Annotated in this window: 28 protein-coding genes; 12 read left to right on the forward strand and 16 right to left on the reverse strand. The window is 62.6% G+C overall.

From position 1 onward, the window contains the following. Nucleotides 1-78: 78 nt before the first annotated feature. The 7 genes from murA to IEC33019_RS18950 all read right to left on the reverse strand — a co-directional run bounded on the left by murA (nucleotide 79) and on the right by IEC33019_RS18950 (nucleotide 4,780). Nucleotides 79-1,344, reverse strand: a complete 1,266-nt coding sequence (gene murA / locus IEC33019_RS18920) for a UDP-N-acetylglucosamine 1-carboxyvinyltransferase (protein ID WP_070093000.1) — start codon at nucleotides 1,342-1,344, stop codon at nucleotides 79-81. Nucleotides 1,345-1,368: 24 nt separating this feature from the next. After that, nucleotides 1,369-1,608 (reverse strand): BolA family protein, encoded by a 240-nt coding sequence (locus tag IEC33019_RS18925; RefSeq protein WP_029613593.1) that lies wholly within the window; start codon nucleotides 1,606-1,608, stop codon nucleotides 1,369-1,371. 118 nt (nucleotides 1,609-1,726) lie between these two features. Then, entirely contained in the window at nucleotides 1,727-2,029 is a 303-nt protein-coding gene (locus IEC33019_RS18930; protein ID WP_070093001.1) for an STAS domain-containing protein, read from the reverse strand. Beyond that, a complete protein-coding gene (locus IEC33019_RS18935) occupies nucleotides 2,026-2,679 on the reverse strand; it encodes an MlaC/ttg2D family ABC transporter substrate-binding protein (RefSeq protein WP_070093002.1) in 654 nt (217 codons plus the stop codon). Before IEC33019_RS18935 ends, IEC33019_RS18930 begins: the two co-directional genes overlap by 4 nt. 9 nt (nucleotides 2,680-2,688) lie before the next feature. Beyond that, nucleotides 2,689-3,174 carry an outer membrane lipid asymmetry maintenance protein MlaD gene (mlaD, locus tag IEC33019_RS18940; RefSeq protein ID WP_070093003.1) on the reverse strand — a complete coding sequence of 162 codons (486 nt, stop codon included), beginning with the start codon at nucleotides 3,172-3,174 and terminating at the stop codon, nucleotides 2,689-2,691. Then, the gene (mlaE, locus tag IEC33019_RS18945; protein ID WP_043213287.1) at nucleotides 3,174-3,971 is read right to left on the reverse strand and encodes a lipid asymmetry maintenance ABC transporter permease subunit MlaE; all 798 of its coding nucleotides are present in this window, start codon (nucleotides 3,969-3,971) and stop codon (nucleotides 3,174-3,176) included. The genes mlaD and mlaE overlap by 1 nt, the downstream gene beginning before the upstream one ends. Beyond that, on the reverse strand, nucleotides 3,971-4,780 hold the full coding sequence (locus IEC33019_RS18950; RefSeq protein ID WP_043213285.1) for an ATP-binding cassette domain-containing protein: 810 nt from the start codon (nucleotides 4,778-4,780) through the stop codon (nucleotides 3,971-3,973). The genes mlaE and IEC33019_RS18950 overlap by 1 nt, the downstream gene beginning before the upstream one ends. A gap of 233 nt (nucleotides 4,781-5,013) precedes the next feature. On the opposite strand from IEC33019_RS18950, the gene IEC33019_RS18955 reads away from it, so the two are divergent. From IEC33019_RS18955 to IEC33019_RS19000, 10 genes are all read left to right on the forward strand, one after another. Then, complete coding sequence (locus tag IEC33019_RS18955) at nucleotides 5,014-5,991, forward strand: KpsF/GutQ family sugar-phosphate isomerase (RefSeq protein WP_070093004.1); 978 nt, start codon at nucleotides 5,014-5,016, stop codon at nucleotides 5,989-5,991. A gap of 14 nt (nucleotides 5,992-6,005) precedes the next feature. Beyond that, complete coding sequence (locus IEC33019_RS18960) at nucleotides 6,006-6,530, forward strand: KdsC family phosphatase (RefSeq protein WP_070093005.1); 525 nt, start codon at nucleotides 6,006-6,008, stop codon at nucleotides 6,528-6,530. A gap of 8 nt (nucleotides 6,531-6,538) precedes the next feature. Then, a complete protein-coding gene (gene lptC, locus IEC33019_RS18965) occupies nucleotides 6,539-7,111 on the forward strand; it encodes an LPS export ABC transporter periplasmic protein LptC (RefSeq protein WP_070093006.1) in 573 nt (190 codons plus the stop codon). After that, nucleotides 7,098-7,622: a lipopolysaccharide transport periplasmic protein LptA gene (lptA, locus tag IEC33019_RS18970; protein WP_043213272.1), complete on the forward strand. Its 525-nt coding sequence runs from the start codon at nucleotides 7,098-7,100 to the stop codon at nucleotides 7,620-7,622. The genes lptC and lptA overlap by 14 nt, the downstream gene beginning before the upstream one ends. Continuing rightward, nucleotides 7,623-8,348: an LPS export ABC transporter ATP-binding protein gene (gene lptB / locus IEC33019_RS18975; protein WP_043213270.1), complete on the forward strand. Its 726-nt coding sequence runs from the start codon at nucleotides 7,623-7,625 to the stop codon at nucleotides 8,346-8,348. A 157-nt stretch (nucleotides 8,349-8,505) separates the two neighbouring features. Beyond that, nucleotides 8,506-9,999 carry an RNA polymerase factor sigma-54 gene (locus tag IEC33019_RS18980; protein ID WP_070093007.1) on the forward strand — a complete coding sequence of 498 codons (1,494 nt, stop codon included), beginning with the start codon at nucleotides 8,506-8,508 and terminating at the stop codon, nucleotides 9,997-9,999. Nucleotides 10,000-10,076: 77 nt separating this feature from the next. Next, on the forward strand, nucleotides 10,077-10,385 hold the full coding sequence (gene hpf / locus IEC33019_RS18985; RefSeq protein ID WP_043213265.1) for a ribosome hibernation-promoting factor, HPF/YfiA family: 309 nt from the start codon (nucleotides 10,077-10,079) through the stop codon (nucleotides 10,383-10,385). Between the two features lie 12 nt (nucleotides 10,386-10,397). Further along, nucleotides 10,398-10,862 (forward strand): PTS IIA-like nitrogen regulatory protein PtsN, encoded by a 465-nt coding sequence (gene ptsN, locus IEC33019_RS18990; RefSeq protein ID WP_070093008.1) that lies wholly within the window; start codon nucleotides 10,398-10,400, stop codon nucleotides 10,860-10,862. Between the two features lie 3 nt (nucleotides 10,863-10,865). Beyond that, nucleotides 10,866-11,720, forward strand: coding sequence for an RNase adapter RapZ (gene rapZ / locus IEC33019_RS18995; protein WP_070093009.1), 855 nt, complete (start codon nucleotides 10,866-10,868; stop codon nucleotides 11,718-11,720). Nucleotides 11,721-11,740: 20 nt separating this feature from the next. Continuing rightward, the gene (locus IEC33019_RS19000; RefSeq protein ID WP_070093010.1) at nucleotides 11,741-12,013 is read left to right on the forward strand and encodes an HPr family phosphocarrier protein; all 273 of its coding nucleotides are present in this window, start codon (nucleotides 11,741-11,743) and stop codon (nucleotides 12,011-12,013) included. 162 nt (nucleotides 12,014-12,175) lie between these two features. On the opposite strand, the gene pmbA is transcribed toward IEC33019_RS19000, so the two are convergent. Further along, nucleotides 12,176-13,522: a metalloprotease PmbA gene (gene pmbA, locus IEC33019_RS19005; RefSeq protein WP_070093011.1), complete on the reverse strand. Its 1,347-nt coding sequence runs from the start codon at nucleotides 13,520-13,522 to the stop codon at nucleotides 12,176-12,178. A gap of 109 nt (nucleotides 13,523-13,631) precedes the next feature. On the opposite strand from pmbA, the gene yjgA reads away from it, so the two are divergent. Beyond that, nucleotides 13,632-14,153 carry a ribosome biogenesis factor YjgA gene (gene yjgA, locus IEC33019_RS19010; protein WP_043213253.1) on the forward strand — a complete coding sequence of 174 codons (522 nt, stop codon included), beginning with the start codon at nucleotides 13,632-13,634 and terminating at the stop codon, nucleotides 14,151-14,153. 84 nt (nucleotides 14,154-14,237) lie between these two features. Here yjgA and tldD read toward each other — a convergent pair whose 3' ends face one another. From tldD to mreB, 8 genes are all read right to left on the reverse strand, one after another. Continuing rightward, entirely contained in the window at nucleotides 14,238-15,677 is a 1,440-nt protein-coding gene (gene tldD, locus IEC33019_RS19015) for a metalloprotease TldD (protein WP_070093012.1), read from the reverse strand. Between the two features lie 2 nt (nucleotides 15,678-15,679). Then, a complete protein-coding gene (locus tag IEC33019_RS19020; protein ID WP_070093013.1) occupies nucleotides 15,680-16,531 on the reverse strand; it encodes a carbon-nitrogen hydrolase family protein in 852 nt (283 codons plus the stop codon). Next, nucleotides 16,531-20,349: a YhdP family protein gene (locus IEC33019_RS19025; RefSeq protein ID WP_070093014.1), complete on the reverse strand. Its 3,819-nt coding sequence runs from the start codon at nucleotides 20,347-20,349 to the stop codon at nucleotides 16,531-16,533. Before IEC33019_RS19025 ends, IEC33019_RS19020 begins: the two co-directional genes overlap by 1 nt. Before the next feature lie 82 nt (nucleotides 20,350-20,431). Next, nucleotides 20,432-21,889 carry a ribonuclease G gene (gene rng / locus IEC33019_RS19030; protein ID WP_070093015.1) on the reverse strand — a complete coding sequence of 486 codons (1,458 nt, stop codon included), beginning with the start codon at nucleotides 21,887-21,889 and terminating at the stop codon, nucleotides 20,432-20,434. Between the two features lie 54 nt (nucleotides 21,890-21,943). Further along, the gene (locus tag IEC33019_RS19035; RefSeq protein WP_070093016.1) at nucleotides 21,944-22,543 is read right to left on the reverse strand and encodes a Maf family protein; all 600 of its coding nucleotides are present in this window, start codon (nucleotides 22,541-22,543) and stop codon (nucleotides 21,944-21,946) included. Between the two features lie 31 nt (nucleotides 22,544-22,574). After that, nucleotides 22,575-23,063, reverse strand: a complete 489-nt coding sequence (gene mreD, locus IEC33019_RS19040; RefSeq protein WP_070093017.1) for a rod shape-determining protein MreD — start codon at nucleotides 23,061-23,063, stop codon at nucleotides 22,575-22,577. Then, a complete protein-coding gene (gene mreC / locus IEC33019_RS19045) occupies nucleotides 23,063-24,082 on the reverse strand; it encodes a rod shape-determining protein MreC (RefSeq protein ID WP_244509774.1) in 1,020 nt (339 codons plus the stop codon). The genes mreD and mreC overlap by 1 nt, the downstream gene beginning before the upstream one ends. A gap of 211 nt (nucleotides 24,083-24,293) precedes the next feature. Further along, nucleotides 24,294-25,331: a rod shape-determining protein MreB gene (mreB, locus tag IEC33019_RS19050; protein WP_003255163.1), complete on the reverse strand. Its 1,038-nt coding sequence runs from the start codon at nucleotides 25,329-25,331 to the stop codon at nucleotides 24,294-24,296. A 201-nt stretch (nucleotides 25,332-25,532) separates the two neighbouring features. Between mreB and gatC the strand changes: the two genes are divergently transcribed. After that, nucleotides 25,533-25,820, forward strand: a complete 288-nt coding sequence (gene gatC, locus IEC33019_RS19055; protein WP_070093018.1) for an Asp-tRNA(Asn)/Glu-tRNA(Gln) amidotransferase subunit GatC — start codon at nucleotides 25,533-25,535, stop codon at nucleotides 25,818-25,820. The last annotated feature ends 1 nt before the right edge of the window (nucleotide 25,821 follow it).

Genomic DNA, 25,821 nt, shown 5'->3' on the forward strand with positions numbered 1-25,821 from the left:
GTCCTTAAGCGGCTACAGCCGACCGGGCAAACGCCCGGCCGCATGGAATTCGGTGGGCGCATCCTTGCGCCGAACAGACTAGCCCGGTACGCGGCGGATCTTCGCCCCGAGCATCTGCAGTTTTTCCTCGATGCACTCGTAACCACGGTCGATGTGGTAGATGCGGTCGATCAGGGTATCGCCATCGGCGACCAGGGCCGACAGCACCAGGCTGGCCGAAGCCCGCAGGTCGGTAGCCATGACCGGCGCACCCTTGAGCGCCTTGACCCCGGTCACGATGGCGGTGTTGCCTTCAACCTGGATCTGCGCACCCATGCGGTGCATTTCATAGACGTGCATGAAGCGGTTTTCGAAGATGGTCTCGATCACTGCGCCAGTGCCTTCGGCGATGGCGTTGAGCGAGATGAACTGCGCCTGCATGTCGGTCGGGAAGGCCGGGTACGGGGCGGTACGCAGGTTGACGGCCTTGGGCCGCTTGCCGTGCATGTCCAGCTCGATCCAGTCTTCGCCGGCGGTGACTTCGGCACCAGCTTCCTTGAGTTTTTCCAGTACCGCTTCAAGGATGGTCGGATCGGTGTCCTTGACCTTCACGCGACCGCCGGTGACGGCAGCGGCGACCAGGTAGGTACCGGTCTCGATACGGTCGGGCATCACGCGGTAGGTGGCCGAATGCAGGCGCTCGACGCCATCGATGGTGATGGTGTCGGTGCCGGCGCCCTGGATCTTGGCACCCATGGCGATCAGGAAGTTGGCCAGGTCGACCACTTCAGGCTCGCGAGCGGCGTTCTGCAGCACGCTACGACCCTTGGCCAGGGCAGCGGCCATCATGATGTTCTCGGTACCGGTCACGCTGACGGTATCGAAGAAGAAATGCGCACCACGCAGGCCGCCTTCTGGGGCCTTGGCCTTGATGTAGCCGCCTTCGACTTCGATCTTCGCCCCCATGGCCTCGAGGCCGCGGATGTGCAGGTCGACAGGACGCGAACCGATGGCGCAACCACCAGGCAGCGCGACTTCGGCTTCGCCGAAACGGGCGACCATCGGGCCGAGCACGAGGATCGAAGCACGCATGGTCTTGACCAGCTCGTACGGCGCGACCAGGGTCTTGATGGTGCGCGGGTCGATCTCCACCGAGAGCTTCTCGTCGATCACAGGCTCGATGCCCATGCGACCGAACAGCTCGATCATGGTGGTGATGTCGTGCAGGTGTGGCAGGTTGCCCACGGTGACCGGGCCGTCAGCCAGCAGGGTCGCCGAGAGAATCGGCAGGGCGGCGTTCTTCGCCCCGGAAATGCGGATCTCGCCATCGAGACGCGCGCCGCCAGTGATAATCAGTTTGTCCATTGCAATCTCGCCGCCAACGTTGGCTCAGGTGCGCTCAGCCCAGGCTGCGCTGCTGAAAAATTTCATGGTTACCGCATGGATGCTGCCATCGGCGATCCACGGATTCAGGTGAGCATAGATCGCCTGCTGGCGCTTGACCGGGCTCTGGCCGGCCAGCTCGTCGCTGATCACGTTCAACTGGAAGTTGCAGCCTTCGCCTTCAACTTCGACCCGGGTTCCCGGCAATTTCTCTTCAAGGAAGCTTTTAACTTCTACGGCCTGCATGCTCAACCTCAATCGGCGCCCAGTGCGCGCGGGTCGGCCATCATACAAAAAAGCCCCTCGCCTGCGAAGCCCATGGAGGGGCGCGCTGACCGAGGGGCTATCCCAGGGTGGCGAACCATCAGCCCGCCAGCACTTCATCGAGGTCATAGACCCCGGCGATATCGCGCATGTCATCGGGCATGCCCCGCAACTCCCAGCCCTTGCCTGCGGCCTGGGCATCACGGATGAAGCCCAGCAGCAGGGAGAGACCGACGCTGCTGGACTTGGCCACGGACGAGCAATCGAGCACCAGCTTCGACTCACGACAAGCCGCGATCAGAGCCTTGCCTTCCTTGCGCAGAGCCGGACCGCTGCGGTAATCCAGCACACCGGCCAGGCGCAGGACGCCCGGCTCGGCCATGCTCACGCCAGCTTCGCTCATTTCACTTCCTTGTCTGGCGAATTGTCGGCCGCTTCTTTGGCCTTGGCCACTTCGCCAGCCCAACCATCGATGGTCTTGTCCAGGTTGTTGCCGTTACGCTGCATGGCGTCGGCGAACTGATCGCGGAACAGCTTGCCGATGTTGATGCCGTTGACGATCACGTTACGCACTTTCCACTCGTCGCCGAGCTTCTGCATGGTGTACTGGACCGGATAGACCGCACCGTTGTTGCCGGTGACCTTCATGCCGACACTGGCGCGATCGCCATTTTCAGCTTTGGCCGGATCCACGGTGATGCCCTGGTTGTTGTACTCCAGCAGTGCATTGCCATAGAACTGCATCAGGCTGCGCTTGAAGTTTTCCTGGAAGCGCTGCATCTGCTCAGGCGTTGCCTTGCGCGAGTACTTCACGGTCATGATGCTCTTGGAGATGCCATCGGCATCGACCACGGGGCCGAGAATACGGTTGAGCGCATCATAGAAAGCCTGTGGATTGGTCTTGTACTGCTCCTTATTGGCCTTGAGGTCGCTCAACAGGGCATCGGTGGTGCCTTGCACCACGTCACGCGGGGCTTGCCCAGGCACCGCCAGGGCAAACAGTGGGAAGGCCGCCAAAAGGACCAGCAGGCCGCGTCGCAGGATCGAAATCATGGAAACTCCTTAATTAGCGGGTTGGGCTTCTTTGGGTTCCTTGCCCACGGAATTGAGCAGGAACTTGCCAATCAGATCTTCCAGCACCAGCGCCGACTGGGTGTCATGGATGGTAGAGCCATCCTTGAGCATGTCTTCTTCACCACCCACGCTGATGCCGATGTACTTCTCGCCGAGCAATCCGGCGGTCAGGATCGAGGCAGTGGAGTCGGTCGGCAGGTTGTCGACGCTCTTGTCCAGCTGCAGGGTCACCCGACCGGTATAGGAGTCGCGATCCAGATCGATGGCCGTGACCTTGCCGATGGTCACACCGGCCATGGTCACCTTAGCTCTGACCGTCAAACCAGCGATATTGTCGAAGTACGCATAAACTTTATAGGTGTCGCTGCTGGGGCTCGCGGACAAGCCGCTGACGCGCAGGGCCAGCAGCAGCAACGCCAGAATCCCGGCCAGCAGGAACAGGCCGACACCGATTTCCAGGGTGCGGTTTTGCATCAGAAATCTCCAAACATCAAGGCGGTCAGAATAAAGTCCAGACCCAGGACTGCCAACGAGGCGTAGACCACGGTCTTGGTAGTGGCACGGCTGATCCCTTCCGAGGTGGGTTCGCAGTCATACCCCTGGAACACGGCGATCCAGGTCACGACGAAGGCGAACACAACGCTTTTGATCAACCCGTTGAGCACGTCGTCGGTGAAGGAAACACTGTTTTGCATGTTGGCCCAGAAGGAGCCCTCGTAGACGCCCAGCCAGTCCACGGCCACCCAGGATCCACCCCAGATGCCGACCACGCTGAAGATCAGCGCCAGCATCGGCAGCGAGATGAAGCCCGCCCATAGACGTGGGGCGACGATGTACTTGAGAGGGTCGACGCCGATCATCTCCAGGCTGGACAGCTGCTCGGTCGACTTCATGTTGCCGATCTCGGCGGTCAAGGCCGAGCCCGCGCGCCCGGCGAACAGCAAGGCCGTCACGACCGGCCCCAGCTCACGCAGCAAGGTCAGGGCGATCATCTGGCCCACGGCCTGCTCCGAACCGTACTTGGTGAGAATGCTGTAGCCCTGCAGCGACAGCACCATGCCGATGAACACGCCAGAAACCACGATGATCGCCAGCGACAGCACGCCCACCGAATAGAGCTGTTTGACCAGTAACTGGAAGCCGCCACCGATGCCGCCGCGTCCACCCATGGCGTGCCCGAGGAACAGACAGGAGCGGCCGAGCACAGCCAGAACGTCGATGGCCGAGCGGCCGAACAGACGAATGCGTTCGAGTATGGATTTTCTGCGCATCACCGCGCCCCCAGCAGATCGGCGCGATAGTCAGGCGCGGGAAAATGAAATGGCACCGGGCCATCTGGATCACCCTTCATGAACTGACGGATACGCGGATTGTCCGACCCCATCAGTTCGTCGGGCGTGCCCTGCCCCAGCACCTGGCCATCGCCGACCACGTAGATATAGTCGGCGATGCTCGCGGTCTCGGCCAGGTCATGGGAAACGACGATGCTGGTAATCCCCAGGGCGTCGTTGAGCAGCCGGATCAGGCGCACGAGCACCCCCATGGCGATGGGGTCCTGGCCGACGAAAGGCTCGTCGTACATGAGGATCTGTGGATCCAGCGCGATCGCCCGGGCCAGCGCCACCCGGCGCTTCATGCCACCGGACAGCTCGTCCGGCATCAGGTCGATGGCACCCCGCAGGCCCACGGCCTGCAGTTTCATCAGGACGATGTCACGGATCATCTCGTCCGACAGTTGGGTATGCACCCGCAACGGGAAGGCGACGTTCTCGAACACGTCGAGATCGGTGAACAAGGCACCGCTCTGGAACAGAACGCCCATCTGCTTGCGCGCATCGAACAGGTCGCTGCGCGACAGGCTCGGCAGGTTCTGCCCGGCGACCCATACCTCGCCGCTGGAGGGGCGCAACTGCGCGCCCATCAGGCGCAACAGGGTTGTCTTGCCGCACCCGGAAGGTCCCATGATGCCGGTGACCTTGCCCCGAGGGATGCGTATGTCGACATTGCTGAAAATGCTGCGCGAACCGCGCTTGAAGGTAACCCCCTTCAACTCGACCGCGTAGGCGCTATCCACACTCATCTAGACTCCTTGCGATGCAGCCTCGTCTGCAATGGACGCCTACCCTCTTCATGAAGGCACACGCATCCCTGCCGGGCTGAATAGCGGCGAACTATAGCACCGCAGCAACGCCGCCCCCAAGGCCATTGCAGGGGCTGTTCAGCCCTGCGACAGCAACCCAGACAAACGAAAGATGAGGCTTTTGCACATTGCCGTTATAATCGGCACCTTTTTTACCAGACATGCTTTCCGACATGAGCCAATCCAGCGAGCTGATCCAATCCGCCCAGCGCACCCTGCGCCTGGAACTCGAAGCTGTAGAGGGCCTTTTGCCCCGTATCGACGGCAATTTCGTCAAGGCTTGTGAGCTGATTCTGAACAGCAAAGGCCGAGTCGTCGTGCTCGGCATGGGCAAGTCGGGCCATATCGGCAACAAGATTGCCGCCACCCTTGCCAGCACCGGCACCCCAGCCTTTTTCGTGCACCCGGCCGAGGCCAGCCACGGCGACATGGGCATGATCACCCGTGACGATGTCATCCTGGCCCTGTCCAACTCCGGCAGCACCGCCGAAATCGTCACCCTGCTGCCGCTGATCAAGCGTCTGGGCATCCAGATGATCAGCCTCACCGGCAACCCGGACTCCCCCCTGGCCCAGGCCGCCGAGGTCAACCTCGACGCCAGCGTCGCCCAGGAGGCCTGCCCACTCAACCTTGCACCCACCTCCTCCACCACCGCTGCGCTGGTACTGGGTGATGCCCTGGCCATCGCCCTGCTCGAAGCACGCGGCTTCACGGCCGAGGATTTCGCCTTCTCCCATCCGGGTGGCGCGCTGGGTCGTCGCCTGCTGCTGAAGGTGGAAAACGTCATGCACACCGGCGAAGCCCTGCCAATCGTGCAGCGCGGCACCCTGCTCAAGGACGCCTTGGTAGAGATGTCGCGCAAGAGCCTGGTAGGCATGACCGTGGTCCTGGAGGCCGACGGCCGCCTGGCCGGTGTGTTCACCGACGGCGACCTGCGTCGTGCGCTGGAGCGTAACATCGATGTGCACAAGACCATCATCGACCAGGTGATGACCGTTCATGGCAAGACCGCCCGCGCCGAGATGCTCGCCGCAGAGGCCTTGCGCATCATGGAAGACAACAAGATCAACGCGCTGGTGGTGGTCGACCAGAACGACCGCCCCACCGGGGCCTTGAACATGCACGACCTGCTGCGCGCAGGGGTGATGTGATGGAGTGCAATGCAATGAACCCGGATCTTCTGCAACGCGGCAAGGCCATCAAGCTGGCCGTGTTCGATGTCGACGGCGTACTGACCGACGGCCGCCTGTATTTCCTCGAGGACGGCAGCGAGTTCAAGACCTTCAACACCCTGGACGGCCACGGCATCAAGATGCTCATGGCGTCTGGCGTGACCACGGCGATCATCAGCGGGCGCAAGACCCCGGTGGTCGAACGCCGCGCGAAGAACCTCGGCATCCCGCACCTGTTCCAGGGCCGCGAGGACAAACTGGTGGTGCTCGACGGCCTGCTCGCCGAACTGGGCCTAAGCTATGAACAGGTCGCCTACCTGGGCGACGACCTGCCAGACCTGCCGGTAATCCGCCGGGTGGGCCTTGGCATGGCGGTGGCCAGCGCCGCCCCGTTCGTTCGACAGCACGCCCATGGCGTGACCCAGGCCCGCGGAGGCGATGGTGCCGCACGCGAGTTCTGTGAACTGATCATGCAGGCCCAGGGCACCCTGGACGCTGCCAACGCCAACTACCTCTAAGGCCAGACATGTTCAGCAAGAAAGCCAGAAATATCGTGCTACTCGGTGCGATCGCCGCACTGCTGGTGGCCGTCGGCTATTGGAACATCAGCCCCGAGAGCTTCCTCGAAAAGCCGGTGGCCCAGGTCGATGAAAACGCCATCGACTACTATGCGATCAACGCCCACAGCGTGCAGTACCTGCCTGATGGCAAGGTGCAATACGAAATGACCGCCGACAAGGTCGAGCACCTCAAGGCCAGCGAGATCACCTTGGTGACCACGCCGGACCTGCAGATGTACCGGGGCACCCAGTACCCCTGGCACGTGCAGAGCGTGCGCGCCGAGGTCAACCCGGACGGCAGCGAGGTCGAGCTGATCGACAAGGTCCGGGTCGCCCGCACCGATGAAAAACAGCGCGAAACGATCATCACCACCACCCGCATGACCGTCTTCCCGCAGAAGCAATATGCGCAGACCGAGCAAGCCGTTAGAATCGACGGCGCCGGTGGGACGACTACGGGCAAAGGAATGAAAGCGTATTTGAAAGACGGCAGGATGGACCTGCTGTCCAACGTAAGAGGACAGTATGAGGCTCGTTAACACCCTCCCCTTTTTGCTCAGCCTGAGCGCGGCACTGGGAAGCGCGAGCGCCTTGGCCCTGCCGAACGATCGTGACCAGCCTATCCGCATCCAGGCTGACAACGCTCACCTGGACGACAAGCAAGGCGTCGCCACCTATACCGGCGACGTGATCATCACCCAGGGCTCGATGATGATCAAAGGCAACACCGTCACCATTACCCGTGCCGCCTCCGGCGACATCGACGTGGTCACCTCGGTGGGCAACCTGGCCTATTTCGAGCAGCAGCAGAGCGCAGCCAAGCCCGACAAGATGAAGGGCTGGGGCGTGACCATCCAGTACCAGGCGCAGAAAGACATGGTGATCCTCACCGATCGCGCCAAGGTCGAAAACGAAGGCAACACCACCGAAGGCGAGAAAATCGTCTACAACACCAAGACCCAGGTGGCCACCGCCGGTCGTGGTGGCAATGTGACTTCGCCACGTCAGCGTATCGACATGGTGATCCAGCCGAAGAAGAAGGCCGAGTAAATGGCAACCCTCAAAGCCCAGCACTTGGCCAAGAGCTACAAGAGCCGCCAGGTTGTCCGCGACGTCAGCCTGTCGATCGACAGCGGTCAGATCGTCGGCCTGCTCGGCCCCAACGGCGCCGGCAAGACCACCTGCTTCTATATGATCGTAGGCCTGGTCCGTGCCGACCAGGGACGCGTGCTGATCGACAACCTCGACGTCAGCCACCAGCCCATGCACGGCCGCGCCCGCGCCGGCATCGGTTACCTGCCCCAGGAAGCTTCGATCTTCCGCAAGCTGTCGGTAGCCGACAACATCATGGCGATCCTCGAGACCCGCAAGGAACTCGATCGTGACGGCCGCAGAAAGGAGCTGGAAAGCCTGCTGCAGGAATTCCACATCAGCCACATCCGCGACAACCTCGGCATGAGCCTCTCCGGTGGCGAACGTCGCCGTGTCGAGATCGCCCGCGCCCTGGCCACTGCACCGAAGTTCATCCTGCTGGACGAACCCTTCGCCGGTGTCGACCCGATCTCCGTGGGTGACATCAAGCAGATCATTCACCACCTCAAGGCCAAGGGCATCGGTGTACTGATCACCGACCACAACGTCCGCGAAACCCTTGATATCTGTGAAACCGCCTACATCGTCAATGATGGTCAGCTGATCGCCGAGGGCGATGCCGAGACCATCCTGGCCAACGATCTGGTCAAGGAGGTTTACCTGGGCCACGAGTTCCGACTCTAAAGCCCGGAGTCTGCCTGGGGCACTGAAGGAAGTGATACAGTGCTCTAGGCAAACGCTACAGTTTCAGGCATATAACTTGCTTAAAATTGGCGCCTCGGCGCCCTACGTGTAGTGGATGGCGCATGCGCGCCGGCGAACAAGGTATTAAGCCCCAGCCATGAAACCATCGCTCGTCCTAAAAATGGGCCAGCAACTGACGATGACCCCGCAGTTGCAACAGGCCATCCGTCTGCTCCAGCTCTCCACCCTGGACCTGCAACAGGAAATCCAGGAAGCGCTGGAGTCCAATCCGATGCTCGAACGTCAGGAAGACGGCGACGACTTCGACAACAGCGACCCGATGGCCGACAACGCCGAAAGCAAGCCCGTTGCCGAAACCCAGGAGAGCAGCTTCCAGGAGAGCGCCAGCAGTGCCGAGAACCTGGAGGAAGGCGAATGGAACGAGCGCATCCCCAACGAGCTGCCCGTGGACACGGCCTGGGAAGACATCTACCAGACCAGCGCCAGCAACCTGCCTGCCAGCGATGATGACGAGTGGGACTTCACCACCCGTACCTCCGTCGGCGAGAGCTTGCAGAGCCATCTTCTATGGCAACTCAACCTGGCGCCGATGTCCGACACCGACCGGCTGATCGCCGTGACCTTGATCGACAGCATCAACGAACAGGGTTACCTGGAGGACAGCCTCGAGGAAATCTGCGCAGGCTTCGATCCCGAACTGGATATCGAGCTCGACGAAGTCGAAGCGGTACTGCACCGCATCCAGCAGTTCGAACCCGCCGGCATCGGTGCACGCAGCCTTGGCGAATGCCTCTTGCTGCAACTGCGCCAGTTACCCGCGAACACCCCATGGATGGCCGAGGCCCAGCGCCTGGTCACCGACTTCATCGACCTGCTCGGCAGCCGCGACTACAGCCAGCTGATGCGCCGCATGAAGATCAAGGAAGACGAACTTCGCCAGGTCATCGAACTGGTGCAAAGCCTCAACCCACGCCCCGGCTCGCAGATCGAATCCAGCGAGCCTGAATACGTGGTGCCGGATGTCATCGTGCGTAAGGACAGCGACCGCTGGCTGGTCGAGCTGAACCAGGAAGCGATACCACGCCTGCGGGTCAACCCACAGTACGCCGGTTTCGTGCGCCGCGCCGACACCAGTGCCGACAACACCTTCATGCGCAACCAGTTGCAAGAGGCACGTTGGTTCATCAAGAGCCTGCAAAGCCGCAACGAGACGCTGATGAAAGTCGCCACCCAGATCGTCGAGCACCAGCGAGGCTTCCTGGACCATGGTGACGAGGCGATGAAACCACTGGTGCTACACGACATCGCCGAAGCGGTGGGCATGCACGAGTCGACCATTTCCCGGGTCACCACGCAGAAATACATGCACACCCCACGTGGCATCTACGAACTGAAATACTTTTTCTCGAGCCACGTGAGCACCTCCGAAGGCGGTGAATGCTCGTCTACGGCGATCCGCGCGATCATCAAGAAACTGGTTGCGGCGGAAAATCAGAAAAAGCCATTGAGTGACAGCAAGATCGCTGGTTTACTGGAGGCACAAGGCATCCAGGTAGCCCGTCGCACCGTCGCCAAGTACCGCGAGTCCCTCGGCATCGCACCGTCGAGCGAGCGCAAGCGACTGATGTAGCCCCTGGCAGAGCCATAGCGTTTCAGTGGCAGGTGCAATACCTGCCCTTTATGCACGGGCAACAAAGGAGAAGCTGTATGCAAGTCAACATCAGTGGACAGCATGTAGAAGTCACCCAACCACTGCGCGAGTATGTCCTTGAAAAGCTCGCCCGCGTGGAGGGGCATTTCGACAAGATCACCAACGTGACGGTGATCATGAAGGTCGAAAAACTGCAGCAGAAGGTCGAGGCCACACTCCAGATTCCCGGCGGCGAAGTGGTCGCCAATGCCGAACACCAAGACATGTATGCAGCGATCGACGCTCTGGCTGACAAGCTCGACCGCCAACTGAAAAAACATAAGGAAAAACAGCAAAGCCTGCTGCAAGGTGCAGCCGCCCGCTGATCCCTCTCATCCATGATCCGACTTGAAACCATCCTGACCCCCGGCCGTTCCCTCGTGAACGTGCCGGGCGGCAGTAAAAAGCGCGTGCTCCAGGAAATCGCCACCCTGATCGCCAGGGAAGTGCCCGAACTGGAGATGGAAGACGTATTCGAAAAATTGGTTGGCCGTGAAAAGCTCGGCTCCACCGGTTTCGGCAACGGCATCGCCATTCCCCATTGCCGCCTCGAAGGTTGCACCGCACCGGTCAGCGCACTGCTGCACCTAGATGCCCCCATCGACTATGACGCCATCGATGGCGCGCCGGTGGACCTGCTGTTCGTCCTGCTTGTGCCAGAGGCCGCCACCGACGCCCACCTTGAACTGCTGCGCCAGATCGCCAGCATGCTCGATCGCAAGGAGGTCCGCGATCGCCTGCGTGCCGCCGACAGCAGCGAGGCCCTGTACCAGGTAGTCCTGGACGCACAGAACGAGCACTGAAACATGCGCCTGATCATCGTCAGCGGCCGGTCCGGCTCCGGCAAAAGCACCGCCCTCGATGTACTGGAAGACAACGGTTACTACTGTATCGACAACCTGCCCGCCGGGCTGTTGCCGCAGTTGGCAGAAAACGCGCTGATCAATACCGAACTGCTGCAACCAAAGGTGGCCGTCTCCATCGACGCCCGCAACCTGCCCAGCCATCTGACGCGCTTCCCCGAGTTGCTCGAGGACGCCCGGAGCCGGCACATCCAATGCGACGTGCTGTACCTGGATGCCGACGAGGAGACCCTGCTCAAGCGCTTCTCCGAAACCCGTCGTCGCCACCCGCTGACCAACGCCAATCGCTCCCTCGCCGAGGCGATCCGCGTCGAAAGCGAGCTGCTGGGCCCGATCGCCGACCTGGCCGACCTCAAGATCGACACCACCAACCTCAATCTTTACCAGTTGCGCGACGCGATCAAGCTTCGCCTGCTCAATCAACCCGAGCCCGGCACGGCGTTTCTAGTGGAGTCCTTCGGCTTCAAGCGCGGCATGCCCGTGGACGCCGACCTGGTGTTCGATGTGCGCTGCCTACCCAACCCGTATTGGAAGCCCGAGCTGCGCGAGCACTCCGGGCTGGACCAGCCGGTAATCGACTACCTGGCCGCCCAACCGGATGTCGAAGAGATGTTCCAGGACATCTCCAGCTATCTGCTCAAGTGGCTGCCACGTTTCGCCGCCAGCAATCGCGCCTATGTCACCATCGCGATTGGCTGCACTGGCGGCCACCACCGTTCGGTCTACCTGACCGAGCGCCTGGGCCAGCTTTTGCAACAATCCCTGAAAAACGTCCAGGTCCGCCATCGCGACCTCTAGCCCACAGGATCCGCACCCCGATGCCCGCCCGCGAAATTACCATCATCAACAAGCTGGGCCTGCACGCCCGGGCGGCAGCCAAGTTCGTTGGCGTGGCCGGGCGCTTTCCCTGCCAGGTCAGGGTGGGGCGTGCGCCCGACAAAATGGTGGACGGCAAGAGCATCATGGCCGTGATGATGCTCGCCGCAGGCAAGGGCACCCAGGTGCACCTGATGACCGAGGGCGAACAGGACAACGAGGCCATGGATGCCTTGGCCGAGCTGATCAACAACTATTTCGACGAAGGCGAGTGAATCGCCGCGATGGCCGCAGATCGAGACGACCTGACTGGCCTGGTGTGTAGCGAGCTGACTCAGAGCCCGATTTCTGAATCAATCAACTTTCGCGCCGCAGAACAGAAGCAAAGGGCCGCTGCGCGGCCCTGAGTTTCAACTATTCCTGCCAAGTGACAGGTATCAGCTCCCCGCCACCGTCATCCTCTCGATCAACACCGAGCCACTGTGAATGTTGCTCCGGGTTTCGATATCGCTACCGATCGCGACGATCTGCTGGAACATATCCTTCATGTTGCCGGCAATCGTCACTTCCTGGACAGGGAACTGGATTTCGCCATTCTCCACCCAGAAGCCCGCCGCGCCACGGGAGTAATCGCCCGTCACCATGTTCAGGCCATGCCCCATCAGCTCGGTCACCAGTAAGCCGCGCCCCATACGACGGATCAATGCGGCCTGGTCTTCCACACCGTGGGTGACGAACAGGTTATGCACACCGCCGGCATTGGCAGTGCTCGGCAGACCCAGCTTGCGTCCGGAGTAGGTGCCGAGCAGGTAGGAGACCAGCTCGCCCTTTTCCACGAACGGCTTCGCATAGGTCGCCAGGCCATCGCCGTCGAAGGCCGCGCTCCCCAAGGCTCGCGGCAGGTGAGGACGCTCATCGAGGGTCAGCCAGGTGGGGAAGAGACGCTGGCCGATAGCACCATCGAGGAACGATGATTTGCGGTACAAGTTGCCGCCGGAGATAGCCGAAAGGAAGCTGCCGAACAAGCCGCCCGCCAGTTCTGCGGAGAACAGCACCGGCACCTCGCAGGTCGGCACCGGGCGTGCACCCAGGCGGCTGGCTGCACGCAGTGCGGCGCGCTGGCCGATGCTACGCGGGTCGGCCAGCAATTGACCCTGGCGATTGACGTCATACCAGTAGTCGCGCTGCATCTGCCCTTCGCCCTCGGCGATCATCACGCAACTCAGGCTGTGACGCGTGGAGGCATAACTGCCGATGAAACCATGACTGTTGCCATAGACCCGGCAGCCTTGGTGGGTGTTCAGGGTAGTGCCATCGGCGTTGAGGATGCGTGGATCGGCATCGAAAGCTGCAGCCTCACAGGCCAATGCCATTTCGACGGCCTTTTCCGGCTCCAGGGCCCAGTCATGATAAAGATCCAGATCCGGGATCTCGCGAGCCATCAGCGCTGCGTCGGCCAGGCCTGCACACTCATCCTCGGAGGTATGCTGGGCAATGGCCAAGGCGGCCGCCACGGTCTCGCGAATCGCTTCGCAGCCGCTGGCTGAGGTACTGGCCGAGCCTTTGCGCTGGCCAACGTAGAGGGTGATGCCAAAACCTTGATCGCGGTTGAACTCGACGGTCTCGACCTCGCGCTGGCGCACTGTGGTGGACAAGCCCTGCTCCAACGACACTGCCACTTCGCAGGCGCTGGCGCCCTGGCGTCGTGCTTCGGCGATAATCGCCTCGACCTGTTCCTGCAACGCCGGCAGGTCCTTGGGGCCTACGCTCTGGACTGCACTCATGGTTCTCTCCACTCGAAATTCTGCGTACGGCTAGGGTCATTCTACGACCGGGCCGGACAAGCGGCCCCCGACTGGTTATCATGGCGGCGATTTCTAGCGGACTGCCACCATGGTTGATTCTTACGACGACGCCTTCGACGGCGAAAAAAGCAAAACCCAGATCAAGCGCGAGCTGCATGCGCTGGTCGAGCTCGGTGAGCGCCTCACCACGCTCAAGGCCGACACCCTGGCTCGCCTGCCCTTGACAGACGAACTGCGCCGGGCACTGGCCGAAGCCCACAAGCACACCGCCCACGGCGCTCGCAAACGCCACATGTCGTTCGTCGGCAAGCTGATGCGCGATCAAGACATCGATGCCATCCATGCCCTGCTCGAACAGATCGACAGTTCGAGCCGCCAGTACAACGAACGCTTCCACAACCTGGAGCGTTGGCGCGACCGCCTGGTCGATGGCAATGACGAGGACCTCGAACGTTTCGTCAACGAGTATCCCGACACCGATCGCCAGCACCTGCGCTCCCTGATCCGTCATGCCCAGCACGAGAAGGCCCGGAACAAGCCGCCGGCCGCCGCGCGCAAGGTCTTCAAATACATCCGCGACCTCGACGAAACCCAGCGCGGCCTGCGCTGAGTTTCTCGTCCTGGGGCTGCCACGCAGCCCCGATGGGAGCGACCTTGGGTCGCCACAGGACCGCACAGCGGTCCTGCAAGCCCATCACGCGCCCGTACCGCCTACGGTAATGGCATCCAGCTTCAGGGTCGGCTGGCCTACCCCCACCGGCACCGACTGCCCATCCTTGCCGCACGTCCCAACGCCGCTGTCCAACGCCAGGTCGTTGCCGACCATCGATACCCGACTCATTGCCTCCGGACCATTGCCGATCAGGGTCGCGCCCTTGACCGGTGCCGTGATTTTGCCGTCCTCGATGAGGTAGGCCTCGCTGGTCGAGAACACGAACTTGCCGCTGGTGATATCAACCTGACCGCCGCCGAGGTTGGCGCAGTAGATACCCTTTTTCACCGAGGCGATGATTTCCTGCGGATCGCTTTCGCCAGCGCGCATGTAGGTGTTGGTCATGCGTGGCATCGGCAGGTGGGCATAGGATTCGCGCCGCCCGTTGCCGGTGACCGCCATGCCCATCAGACGCGCATTGAGCTTGTCCTGCATGTAGCCCTTGAGGATGCCGTTCTCGATCAGTGTGGTGCACTCCGTCGGGGTTCCTTCGTCGTCCACGCTCAGTGAGCCGCGACGCCCTTCGAGGGTGCCATCGTCGACGATGGTGCACAGCGCCGAGGCCACTTGCTCGCCGATACGCCCGCTGTAGGCCGAACTGCCCTTGCGGTTGAAGTCGCCTTCCAGGCCATGACCTACCGCTTCATGCAGCAGCACCCCGGACCAGCCAGGGCCGAGCACGACTGGCAAGGTACCCGCCGGTGCCGGCTTGGCGTCGAGGTTGACCAGCGCCTGGCGCAGCGCCTCACGGGCATAACCCATGACACGCTCCTCGGTGAAATAGCGGTAATCGGTACGCCCGCCTCCGCCCTGGCCGCCGCGTTCGCGCCGGCCATTCTGCTCGACAATCACACTGACGTTGAAGCGCACCAGTGGGCGAATATCAGCTGCCAGGCTGCCATCGACCGCGGCCACCAGGATGCGCTCCCAGACCCCGGCCATGCTCACGGTGACCTGTTGAATGCGTGGATCCAGGGCGCGCGTAGCGGCGTCCACCCGCTTGAGCAGTTCGACTTTCTCGGCGCGGCTGAGCACGTCCAGCGGGTTGTCCGGTGCATACAGGGCCGTCACATCCTGGCTGCGGAAGGCCTGCACACGCCCCTCCTGCCCTGCGCGGGAAATCGACCGGGCCGCGCGCGCCGCCGATGTCAGGGCCTCGAGGTTGATGGCGTTGCTGTAGGCGAAGCCCGTCTTCTCACCGGACTGGGCACGTACGCCCACGCCTTGGTCGAGGTTGAAGCTGCCTTCCTTGACGATGCCGTCCTCCAGCGCCCAGGTTTCCGAAATCTGTCCCTGGAAATACAGGTCGGCGGCATCGATGCCGGGTCCCGACAACTCGCCAAGCACAGCCTGCAGGCTGTCCAGGGTCAGTCCGCCCGGGGCCAGGAGCTGTTCGCTGACGGTGGATAACATCTGGCTCATAGTCACTCCGAGGTGTGCGCAGGCCGCAAGGCGTCCTGCGAGAAAAAGCGCCGGTGCAGGGCAACCGGCATTCGCGCCCGGATGGACGCCTGTTCTTCGCTGTCGCGCTCGGCCAGCAATACGCCTTCGCCGCGCGCCTGTTCGGCGATGATCCGCCCCCAAGGGTCGATGATCGCCGCATGACCATAGGTTTCCCGTGGTCCCGGGTGGGTGCCGCCCTGAGCTGCGGCCAACAGGTAGCACTGTGTTTCGATGGCCCGCGCACGGATCAACACTTCCCAATGGGCAGCGCCGGTCACTGCGGTAAAGGCCGCCGGCGCGCTGATCAGCTCCGCTCCGGCCGCGCGCAAGGCGCTGTACAGTTCGGGGAAGCGCAGGTCATAGCACACAGTGAGCCCCAGGCGACCTACCGGTGTGTCGGCGACCACCACCTGGCTGCCGTGGGCATAGTCATCGGACTCCCGATAGCGCCCCCGGTTGTCGGCCACATCCACATCGAACAGGTGCAGCTTGTCGTAACGCGCCGCGACCTCGCCCTGCTCGTCGATCAGCAACGAGCAGGCGTGAGCCTTGGCATCAGGCTGCTCGGCCGGAGGCAGCGGCAAGGTGCCGGCCACAATCCACAACCTGAGGTCGCGGGCCGTGCGTTTCAACCAAGGCAGGATCGGGCCCTGACCAAGGGCTTCGGCGCGGCCGATCGCCGCCGCATCACGCCGCCCCATGGCGGCGAAGTTTTCCGGCAGCACGGCCAATCGGGCGCCGCCGTCGGCGGCCTGCTCCAACAGGGCCCTGGCACGCTGCAGGTTGGCCAGCACATCGTCCTGGCTGACCATCTGAATGACCGCTGACTTCATTAACGTTTCTCGAAAGGTTTCACAAAGGTCATTTTAGGCTCTTTCCAGGGCCCCTCGATGCGGTAGTTCACGCTGGCAAAGCGCGACACGCGATCGCCAATCAAACGATCCACCAGGAACAATGCGCCGCCAACGGCCGGTGCGCCGACGATCAAGGCAGCCAGCGGCAGGTTGTTGGTAACTGGCAAGGTGACCTGCAGGTTGGCATCGACACGGTCACGCACCAGGTCCAGCGTGCCATCGAGTTCGAAGTTGCTCGAAGGCCCCTTGATGGTGATCGGCTCGCGGGTCACATAGACGCCCTGGCTTGCCACCAGCAGGCCCTTGACCCGGTCATAGGCCAGGCCCTTGTCGAACAGGTCGGAGAAGTCCAGGCGCAGACGCCGGCCAATGGAGTTGAAGTTGAGCAGGCCGAATACCCGCAGCGCCTGGGCGCTGCCTTCGACTTCGACGAACTGCCCGGAGCGCAAGGCGGCATCGAGGCTACCGGAGAAACGCTTGAGTGCCACCCATGCCGGCGAGCCGGGCCAGCGGCCATCCACATCCAGGCGGAAGTCACGACTGGTGGCAGTGGGCGCAAAGCCCCAGGCCTTGAGGACATCGGCCAGGTTCTTGCCCTCCAGACGTCCTTTGTACCAACTGCCGGTATTCCCCGGTTCGCCCTCCCAGCCACCGCTACCATCGATACGCAGGCCTTTGAGGTCCAGGTCGACGTCATTGAAAGTCATACCGCGCGGCGTGGGCCTCAGCTTTACCGCCAGGCTGCCGAACAGATCGTCGCCGCGGTACAGCTTGTCGACCGTCACATCCAGGGCCGGCACTTTGCGCGGGTCGAAATCGGCCAACGGGTCCGGTGCATCCTCGGGCTGCTTGCCCGCTGGCTCCCCTGGCGGCAGGCGCAGGGTCTGCAGCCTGACCACCATCGGCGCCGACTTGGCATCGGGAAGGCGCGCGTTGCCTATGACCTCACGGCTGTCCAGGCGTACATCCCAGGCAGCGCTGCCACGCGCCAGACGCACGATAGCTTGGTTCAGATCGAGGCCGAACGCCTTGAGCCGACCGATGCTCAGGTCCACGCCCTGCAGGTTCTGCCGCGCATTGCCGCCAGGGTCCTGGCCTGCGAAGCGCTCCATTTGCGCTTGCCAGGGCGCAATGTCCAACGACTCGATTCGCCCCCGCACCCGCAGGCCCTGGCCTGACGGCACTTGGGCAGTGCCGCTGCCCAGCAGCAACTCGCCGCGCCCTTGGGCAAACGTGGCAGTTGGCGCGGCATAGGCGAAGCGGGCAAGTTCGCCGTAGCTCGCATCGATACGCCGCTCAGGCCCCTTCAACGTCATGCTGAAGCGACTGTCGCGGGTGTCCTGCGCGGCCTTGCCAAAGGGCGCTGGCAGATCGATCGCCAAGCCCTTGAGCGAGGAGTTGACGCTAAGCCGGTTATCGCGGCTGCCCAGACTGACCTGCAACTGGTAAGGAAGATCGCCTGAGACAGGCAGCGGCTGGGTGAATTTCAACCAATCGGTCAACGCCTTGGGCGTCACCTGGCCTCTGGCGTCGATGCGGGTCTGGATCTGACCGGGCTGGCCCTCGGCGAAGATCTGCGCCGTGACAGGTTTACCGAATGCCTGCAGGCTGATGCCCTTGCCGCTGAGGCCCTTGTCCAGATCGAAGCTGAAGTCGCCCTTCAAGCGGCTCAACTCCAGACTCGGCGGGGCAACCTTCAGGCGCGCATCGGCGGTGGTGAAATCGACCTGCACCTTCGGGTGCTCTCCATGCGCCAGGGGAATATCGAGCTTGACCTTGCCCTTGAGCGGCCCTTCGCCCTCCCAACCGGCAAAGACTTCGCCGGTGCCGATCGGAGCCTCCTGGAGAATCTTCAGGCCATCGCCCAGGCGACCATCGAAATTACCATCGAGGTACAGATGGCTGTGCTCGCCGGCATCAACATGGGGGATATCGACGCTGACATCAGTGACCTGGGTGTCGAGCAGCAGGCCACGCCGGGCTTTGATGCGCACGCCACTGTCCTCGATCAGCACATCGCCATCGACCTGCTGCACCTGCGGCCAGCCGGGCTGGAAGTCCAGCGCTGCGTCGTGCACCTTGAAGAACAGACTGATACTGCGCGCCTCGGGCGATGCACCATGGTTCAGCGAACCTTGGTACTGGAAGTAGCCCTCATCGACGTTACCTTTGACGATGGCGCTGCGCAGCCACTCGTCCAGGGCCGGGCTTAGCACTTCGGGCAGGTACTTGGCGGTGTAGCGCCCGTCGCCTTCGGTGAGGCCGACGCGCAGGTCCATGTAGTCCTCGCGCCCTTCTTCGAAGAGCAGGCGGATGAGGAAGTCCGCAGCGATCTTGCCTTCTTCGCCCAGTACCTTGATGTAAGGCGCGATCAGGGTGAAGCCTTCCTGGTCCAGGCGCCAGGTAAGCCGTGCATTGGCCTTCTGGTAGTGCCAGGGTTTGGCGAAGATCGGATACAAATGCAGCATGAAGGCGTCGGTATCCAGACGCAGCTCGCCTTGCCCCAGGTCCCCGCTGATACTGCCGCTCACGTTACCGGCCGCTGGCGCACCGTGATAGGCATCGAAGCCGACCTTCTCGAGATTGGCGGCGAACTGCAGTCGCTGGTCTCCCTCGGCCTTCGGGCGCACGTCCAGTCGCACATTGCGCAGCGCTCCGGTGACCTTGAGCGCGTCTACCACGGCCATGAGCTTGTCCGGCAAGGGCGCCAGCGCCTGGACCAACGGCGTCAGCGGCGTCAGGTCGAGCCGGTCGGCCTGGATCTGCCAGCTTTCCTGGGTCGAATCCTGGTCGACATGCTGCTTGAGTTGGACATGGGTTTCCCAGCGCTGTTCGCCGATACTGACAGCCAGCGAATCGACCACGCCTTCGACGCCGTCCTTTCCGCGCTGGAGCCAGGCGGTCAACGCCAGGTTATCGAGGGTGACCGCCTTGCGCTCGCTGTAGGCCCCGCGCAGCTGCGGCGCATTGAGGCGCACCACCGCACGTTGCAGCTGACCTTGGCGCCAATCGATCCAGAACTCTCCTCCCGCCCGTAAGGTATGAGCCTTCCACTGCCCCAACAGCCGGGGCGGCAACCAGCGGGCCCAATCGCTTTGCGGCAGGCTCAGGTAGGCGTCGACCTCACCGTCGCGCCAGGCCTTGGCGCTGGCGCGGGTACGCAGGCTGATGGCCAGAGGCTGGCCATCGGGCAAGGTCGCGCGCAGATCCAGCGCCTGACGAGACGCACCGGCCTGCAAGCCCAGGCTCACATAAGTGAGGGTGAGGGGGTCACGTTGCCAGGGGTGAAGGGTCACCTGGCTGTCGAAGACATCGATTCTGCCCAGTTGTCGCAGGCGTTGCAGCACCTGGGCGGGGTCCAGTGGCGTATCGTCCTTGCGCGGCAGGCCTTCGAGCGCCCAGGCGCCTTGCTCGTCCTCGCGCAGGATCAGTTGCAGCCCGCCCAACTGTATACGCGCCAAACGTAGCTCGCGGGCCTTGAGGCTGGCCCATAGGTCTGGGACGGCCTTGACTTCATCCAGGCGTAACGCCGAGGCACCCTCGCCCACTTGCAGGTCGCGCACCCGCAGTACCGGTGCAAGGCCGCTCCAGTGCCCCTCGAGGGCACCGACATGTACCGGCAGCCCCAGGGCTTGCTCAACCTTGCTTTGCACTTCGGCACGGTACTCGGCCACCAGGGGGACCAGCTCCCGACCGAGGCTGACATACAGCGCCACCAGCACCGCCAGCAGGGCGCAGAATCCCAGCCCCCAGCGGGTCAAGGCGCCTAGAACGTGGGTCAGACGTCCCATGGCCATGGCCCTCCAAGTCGTCCCTTAACTATGGCTTGGTACTGTGGCTTTGCCAGCAGGGTCGGCCACATAAAGGTTTCAGAACGAGTCAGAGCAGCACCACATCGTATTGTTCCTGGGAATACATGGATTCGACCTGGAAGCGAATGGTCCGACCAATGAAGGCCTCCAGCTCGGCAACGTTGCCGGACTCCTCATCCAGCAGGCGATCGACGACTTTCTGGTTGGCCAGGACCCGATAGCCTTCGGCTTGATAAGCCCGGGCCTCACGGAGGATCTCACGGAAAATTTCGTAACACACAGTCTCGGGCGTCTTCAGCTTGCCGCGCCCCTGGCACGCGATGCAGGGCTCGCAGAGTACTTGCTCGAGGCTTTCGCGAGTGCGCTTGCGGGTCATCTGCACCAGGCCAAGCTCGGTGATACCGATGATGTTGGTCTTGGCGTGGTCCCGCTCGAGCTGCTTCTCCAAGGTGCGCAACACCTGGCGCTGGTGCTCCTCGTCCTCCATATCGATGAAGTCGATGATGATGATTCCACCGATGTTACGCAGTCGCAGCTGCCGGGCAATGGCGGTGGCCGCTTCGAGGTTGGTCTTGAAGATGGTCTCTTCGAGATTGCGATGCCCGACGAAGGCACCGGTGTTGACGTCGATGGTGGTCATCGCTTCGGCAGGATCGACCACCAGGTAGCCGCCGGACTTGAGCGGTACCTTGCGCTCCAAGGCGCGCTGGATCTCGTCCTCGACGCCATACAGGTCGAAGATCGGCCGCTCGCCCGGATAATGCTCGAGGCGGTCGGCGATTTCAGGCATCAGCTCAGCGACGAACTGCGTGGTTTTCTGGAAGGTTTCCCGAGAATCGATGCGGATCTTCTCGATCTTTGGGTTGACCAGATCGCGCAGGGTGCGCAGGGCCAGCCCCAGGTCCTCGTAGATGACCAACGGGGCACCGCACGTCATGATCTGGCTGCCGATCTGCTCCCACAGGCGACGCAGGTAGCGGATGTCCTGGAGAATTTCGTCGGTGCGGGCGCCCTCGGCAGCAGTACGCAGGATGAAACCGCCAGCATCCTTGATGTCTTCTTTTTCCACGCAATCGCTGACCACCTGCTTGAGACGCTCACGCTCGGCCTCGTCCTCGATCTTCAGCGAAATGCCCACATGGCTGCTGCGTGGCATGTACACCAGATAGCGCGATGGGATCGACAATTGGGTGGTCAGGCGGGCGCCCTTGGTGCCGATGGGATCCTTCGTCACCTGGACCACCAGCGCCTGGCCCTCATGGACCAGGGCAGTGATGTTCTCCACCGCCGAGCCTTCGCGCTGGGAGATTTCCGAGGCATGGATGAAGGCTGCACGCTCCAGGCCGATGTCGACGAAGGCCGCCTGCATACCTGGCAGAACCCGCACTACCTTGCCCTTGTAGATGTTGCCGACGATGCCGCGACGCTGGGTGCGCTCGACATGCACCTCTTGCAGGACACCGTTTTCCACCACTGCCACACGTGATTCCATCGGGGTGATGTTGATCAGGATCTCTTCACTCATGGCAGGCTCTCGTCAAAGGTCTTCGGTAATGATGGATCGCGGTCAGGTAGCTGGCTAGCGCGGTGCTGGAACCTCGTGCTGTTGCCAGCAGGCAATGCCGAATTGACCAAGCAGATCGGCGGTTTCGCTCAGGGGAAGCCCGACCACGGCTGAATAACTGCCGACAAGCCCAGTGACGAAGATCGCGCCAAGGCCCTGGATGGCATAGCCACCGGCCTTGTCCTGCGGCTCGCCGCTGGCCCAGTAGCGCTCGGCCTCGCTTGCGCTGATCGCTCTGAAACGCACGGTGCTCGCGACGCAGGCACTCAGGCAACGCCGGCCGTCGCTCAAGGCGACGGCAGTGAGCACCTGGTGTTCGCGATCGGAAAGTTCGGCCAGCATGGCCAAGGCATGTTCACGGTTTTCGGGCTTGCCGAGGATGCGCCCCTCGAGCACTACGGCGGTGTCGGCGCCCAGCACCACCCCTGGGCCTTGGACCTGAGCAAGGCCTGCGGCCGCCTTGGCCCGAGCCAGGCGCTCGACATAATCGGCAGCGCCTTCGCCAGGCAGCGGTGTTTCATCGATGGGGGCGGCGACCTGAGTGAACGGTACGCCGATCTGGGCCAACAGTTCACGACGGCGCGGGGAGCCTGAGGCCAGGTACAGCGGGGTCATCGACATCTCCCTGTCAGATTCGGCATCGCCGTCAGTTGATATGCAAGCGTCGGCGCAAATCGCGCAGGGCAAAGCTGATCCATGGCCAGAGCAAGGCACTGATGACCGCCGACCAGACCAACGCCAGGGTGGGCAGGCGATTGCCGGTCAGCGCACTCAGCCAGAGCTGGATCAGCTGGGCAATGCCGAAGATCACCAGAATCACCAGACTCTGCTGCCACATGGGATACATGCGCAGGCGCTGCTGCAAGGACAGCACCAGGAAGGTGATCAGCGTAAGAATCAGGGCGTTCTGCCCCAGCAGGGTGCCGTACAACACGTCCTCGGCCAGGCCGAGGACGAATGCGGTGGTCATGCCGACCTTGTTCGGTACCGCCAAGGTCCAGAAGGACACCAGCATGGCCAGCCACATGGGCCGGAACACTTCCATGAACTGGGGCATGGGCGAGACGCTGAGCAACAGGCCGATGATGAATGTCAGCCAGATCACCCAGCCGTTCTTGCTGCGGGAGCGAGCCATCATTGTCTCCGGGAGGGGGGCGGCGCTGCGGGAGCCGCTGCCGGCGACGCAGGGGCAACAGCGGGAGCGGGAACGACGGGCGCGGCGGGTGCGTTCGCGGGGGCCGGTATCGCGGCTGGCGTGCCCTGCGCACCCTCGCCGGTACCCTGTCCGCTGTTGCCCGTCGCGCCTTTGCGGTCGGCCTCTTCCTGGGCAATCCCGGCATCGGTGGCGCGCTGCTCGGCCGTACGCCGATCACTGAACACCAGCAGCATGTAGCGGCTGCGGTTGAGCGCGGCGGTGGGAATGGCGCGCACGATCGCAAACGGCTGGCCGGAATCGTGGATCACTTCGTTGACCGTGGCCACCGGATAACCTGCAGGGAAGCGCTGGCCCATCCCGGAGCTGACCAGCAGGTCGCCTTCCTTGATATCGGCGGTGTCAGCCACATGACGCAGCTCCAGGCGCTCCGGATTACCAGTACCACTGGCGATGGCCCGCAGGCCGTTGCGGTTGACCTGAACCGGAATGCTGTGGGTGGTATCGGTGAGCAGCAGCACGCGCGAGGTGTAGGGCATCAGCTCGACCACCTGGCCCATCAGGCCACGAGCATCGAGTACCGGCTGGCCGAGGAACACGCCGTCACGCTCGCCCTTGTTGATGAGGATGCGATGGGTGAACGGATTGGGGTCCACACCAATGAGCTCGGCCACTTCGACCTTCTCGTTGACCAGCGCCGAGGAGTTCAGCAGTTCACGCAGTCGCACGTTCTGCTCGGTCAGGGCTGCCAGCTTCTGCAGGCGCCCCTGCAGCAACAAGGCTTCGGTCTTGAGTTTCTCGTTTTCCGCGATCAGCTCGGTACGGCTGCCGAACTGGCTGGCCACACCCTGCCACAGGCGCTGCGGCAAGTCGGTGACCCAATAGGACTCCATCAGTACCAGCCCCATCTGGCTGCGCACTGGCTTGAGCACCGCGAAGCGCGAATCGACCACCATCAGCGCGACCGACAGCACCACCAGTACCAGGAGACGAACGCCCAGCGAGGGGCCCTTGGAGAAAAGCGGTTTAATGGGCCGTTCCTCGTGGACGACGATTCAGGAGGTCATTGGACATGAAGCAATGCACCGGCCTGCTTGCGGGTTGACGGAAACGACGCCCGGACGGACGCCAGCCCAGCGCATACAGGTAGCACTGTGCGTGCTACCTGTAAACCGGGCGAACACAATCCATGCGTGCATGGACCGCGTGGGATCACTCGCTGGAGAGCAGGTCCATGGCGTGCTTGTCCATCATTTCCAGCGCACGGCCACCACCGCGGGCGACGCAGGTCAGAGGATCTTCGGCGACGATCACCGGCAGGCCGGTTTCCTGGGCCAGCAGCTTGTCGAGGTCGCGCAGCAGCGCGCCACCGCCGGTCAGCACCAAGCCACGCTCGGCGATGTCCGAGGCCAGCTCTGGCGGCGACTGTTCCAGAGCGCTCTTGACCGCCTGGACGATGGTTGCCAGGGATTCCTGCAGCGCTTCGAGCACCTCATTGGAATTGAGGGTGAAGGCACGCGGCACGCCCTCGGCCAGGTTGCGGCCACGAACGTCGACTTCGCGCACTTCGCCGCCCGGGTAGGCGGTGCCAATTTCCTGCTTGATGCGCTCGGCGGTGGATTCGCCGATCAGGCTGCCGTAGTTACGGCGCACGTAGGTCACGATGGCTTCGTCGAAGCGATCACCACCTACCCGTACGGATTCGGCATAGACCACGCCGTTGAGGGAAATCAGGGCGATCTCGGTGGTACCACCGCCGATGTCCACGACCATCGAGCCGCGGGCTTCTTCTACCGGCAGGCCGGCACCGATGGCTGCGGCCATCGGTTCTTCGATCAGGAACACCTCACGGGCACCGGCCCCCAGGGCGGACTCGCGAATGGCACGGCGCTCTACCTGGGTCGATTTGCACGGCACGCAGATCAGCACGCGCGGGCTGGGCTGCAGGAAGCTGTTTTCGTGAACCTTGTTGATGAAATACTGCAGCATTTTTTCACAAACGCTGAAATCGGCGATCACGCCGTCCTTCATCGGACGAATGGCAGCGATGTTGCCAGGCGTACGGCCCAGCATGCGCTTGGCCTCGGTACCGACCGCGACGACGCTTTTCTGGTTGCCGTGGGTACGAATGGCAACAACCGAGGGTTCATTCAGGACGATACCGCGCTCACGCACGTAGATAAGGGTGTTGGCAGTACCCAGGTCGATGGACAGATCGCTGGAAAACATGCCACGCAGTTTCTTGAACATGGGAAAGTGACCCTAGGCAAAGCGTGGGTAAAAAAGTGCGGCAAACTCTAACAATGGCGGGGATTTTGGGCAAGGAGCCAATATGTTAAATTGGCAGTTTTTCCGAGCACGCCAGCAGATGATCGCGGCCGTATGACCATCAATAGGCTGGCATGTTCCTCACCACGGACCCTATCCGTTCCGTTTTTCCTGGAGATCCCCATGGCGCTTCAACGCTGCGACGTGGAAAAGATCGCCCATCTGGCCCGCCTGGGCCTGAATGAAGGCGAACTGCCACGCATTACCGATGCCTTGAACAGTATTCTCGGGCTGGTCGACCAGATGCAAGCCGTCGACACCAACGGTATCGAACCCCTGGCCCACCCTCTGGAGGCCAGCCAGCGCCTGCGCCCCGACCAGGTTACCGAAAGCAATCAGCGTGAACGCTACCAGGCCATCGCTCCGGCGACCGAAAACGGCCTGTACCTGGTTCCTAAAGTCATCGAGTAAG

It is taken from the genome of Pseudomonas putida (assembly GCF_002741075.1).
GTDB lineage: Bacteria > Pseudomonadota > Gammaproteobacteria > Pseudomonadales > Pseudomonadaceae > Aquipseudomonas > Aquipseudomonas putida_T.

Bases quoted from the DNA above. Each gene is read 5' to 3' on its own strand.
- murA (WP_070093000.1), bottom strand. From the start codon at position 1,344: ATGGACAAACTGATTATCACTGGCGGCGCGCGTCTCGATGGCGAGATC.
- IEC33019_RS18925 (WP_029613593.1), bottom strand. From the start codon at position 1,608: ATGCAGGCCGTAGAAGTTAAAAGCTTCCTTGAAGAGAAATTGCCGGGA.
- IEC33019_RS18930 (WP_070093001.1), bottom strand. From the start codon at position 2,029: ATGAGCGAAGCTGGCGTGAGCATGGCCGAGCCGGGCGTCCTGCGCCTG.
- IEC33019_RS18935 (WP_070093002.1), bottom strand. From the start codon at position 2,679: ATGATTTCGATCCTGCGACGCGGCCTGCTGGTCCTTTTGGCGGCCTTC.
- mlaD (WP_070093003.1), bottom strand. From the start codon at position 3,174: ATGCAAAACCGCACCCTGGAAATCGGTGTCGGCCTGTTCCTGCTGGCC.
- mlaE (WP_043213287.1), bottom strand. From the start codon at position 3,971: ATGCGCAGAAAATCCATACTCGAACGCATTCGTCTGTTCGGCCGCTCG.
- IEC33019_RS18950 (WP_043213285.1), bottom strand. From the start codon at position 4,780: ATGAGTGTGGATAGCGCCTACGCGGTCGAGTTGAAGGGGGTTACCTTC.
- IEC33019_RS18955 (WP_070093004.1), top strand. From the start codon at position 5,014: ATGAGCCAATCCAGCGAGCTGATCCAATCCGCCCAGCGCACCCTGCGC.
- IEC33019_RS18960 (WP_070093005.1), top strand. From the start codon at position 6,006: ATGAACCCGGATCTTCTGCAACGCGGCAAGGCCATCAAGCTGGCCGTG.
- lptC (WP_070093006.1), top strand. From the start codon at position 6,539: ATGTTCAGCAAGAAAGCCAGAAATATCGTGCTACTCGGTGCGATCGCC.
- lptA (WP_043213272.1), top strand. From the start codon at position 7,098: ATGAGGCTCGTTAACACCCTCCCCTTTTTGCTCAGCCTGAGCGCGGCA.
- lptB (WP_043213270.1), top strand. From the start codon at position 7,623: ATGGCAACCCTCAAAGCCCAGCACTTGGCCAAGAGCTACAAGAGCCGC.
- IEC33019_RS18980 (WP_070093007.1), top strand. From the start codon at position 8,506: ATGAAACCATCGCTCGTCCTAAAAATGGGCCAGCAACTGACGATGACC.
- hpf (WP_043213265.1), top strand. From the start codon at position 10,077: ATGCAAGTCAACATCAGTGGACAGCATGTAGAAGTCACCCAACCACTG.
- ptsN (WP_070093008.1), top strand. From the start codon at position 10,398: ATGATCCGACTTGAAACCATCCTGACCCCCGGCCGTTCCCTCGTGAAC.
- rapZ (WP_070093009.1), top strand. From the start codon at position 10,866: ATGCGCCTGATCATCGTCAGCGGCCGGTCCGGCTCCGGCAAAAGCACC.
- IEC33019_RS19000 (WP_070093010.1), top strand. From the start codon at position 11,741: ATGCCCGCCCGCGAAATTACCATCATCAACAAGCTGGGCCTGCACGCC.
- pmbA (WP_070093011.1), bottom strand. From the start codon at position 13,522: ATGAGTGCAGTCCAGAGCGTAGGCCCCAAGGACCTGCCGGCGTTGCAG.
- yjgA (WP_043213253.1), top strand. From the start codon at position 13,632: ATGGTTGATTCTTACGACGACGCCTTCGACGGCGAAAAAAGCAAAACC.
- tldD (WP_070093012.1), bottom strand. From the start codon at position 15,677: ATGAGCCAGATGTTATCCACCGTCAGCGAACAGCTCCTGGCCCCGGGC.
- IEC33019_RS19020 (WP_070093013.1), bottom strand. From the start codon at position 16,531: ATGAAGTCAGCGGTCATTCAGATGGTCAGCCAGGACGATGTGCTGGCC.
- IEC33019_RS19025 (WP_070093014.1), bottom strand. From the start codon at position 20,349: ATGGCCATGGGACGTCTGACCCACGTTCTAGGCGCCTTGACCCGCTGG.
- rng (WP_070093015.1), bottom strand. From the start codon at position 21,889: ATGAGTGAAGAGATCCTGATCAACATCACCCCGATGGAATCACGTGTG.
- IEC33019_RS19035 (WP_070093016.1), bottom strand. From the start codon at position 22,543: ATGACCCCGCTGTACCTGGCCTCAGGCTCCCCGCGCCGTCGTGAACTG.
- mreD (WP_070093017.1), bottom strand. From the start codon at position 23,063: ATGGCTCGCTCCCGCAGCAAGAACGGCTGGGTGATCTGGCTGACATTC.
- mreB (WP_003255163.1), bottom strand. From the start codon at position 25,331: ATGTTCAAGAAACTGCGTGGCATGTTTTCCAGCGATCTGTCCATCGAC.
- gatC (WP_070093018.1), top strand. From the start codon at position 25,533: ATGGCGCTTCAACGCTGCGACGTGGAAAAGATCGCCCATCTGGCCCGC.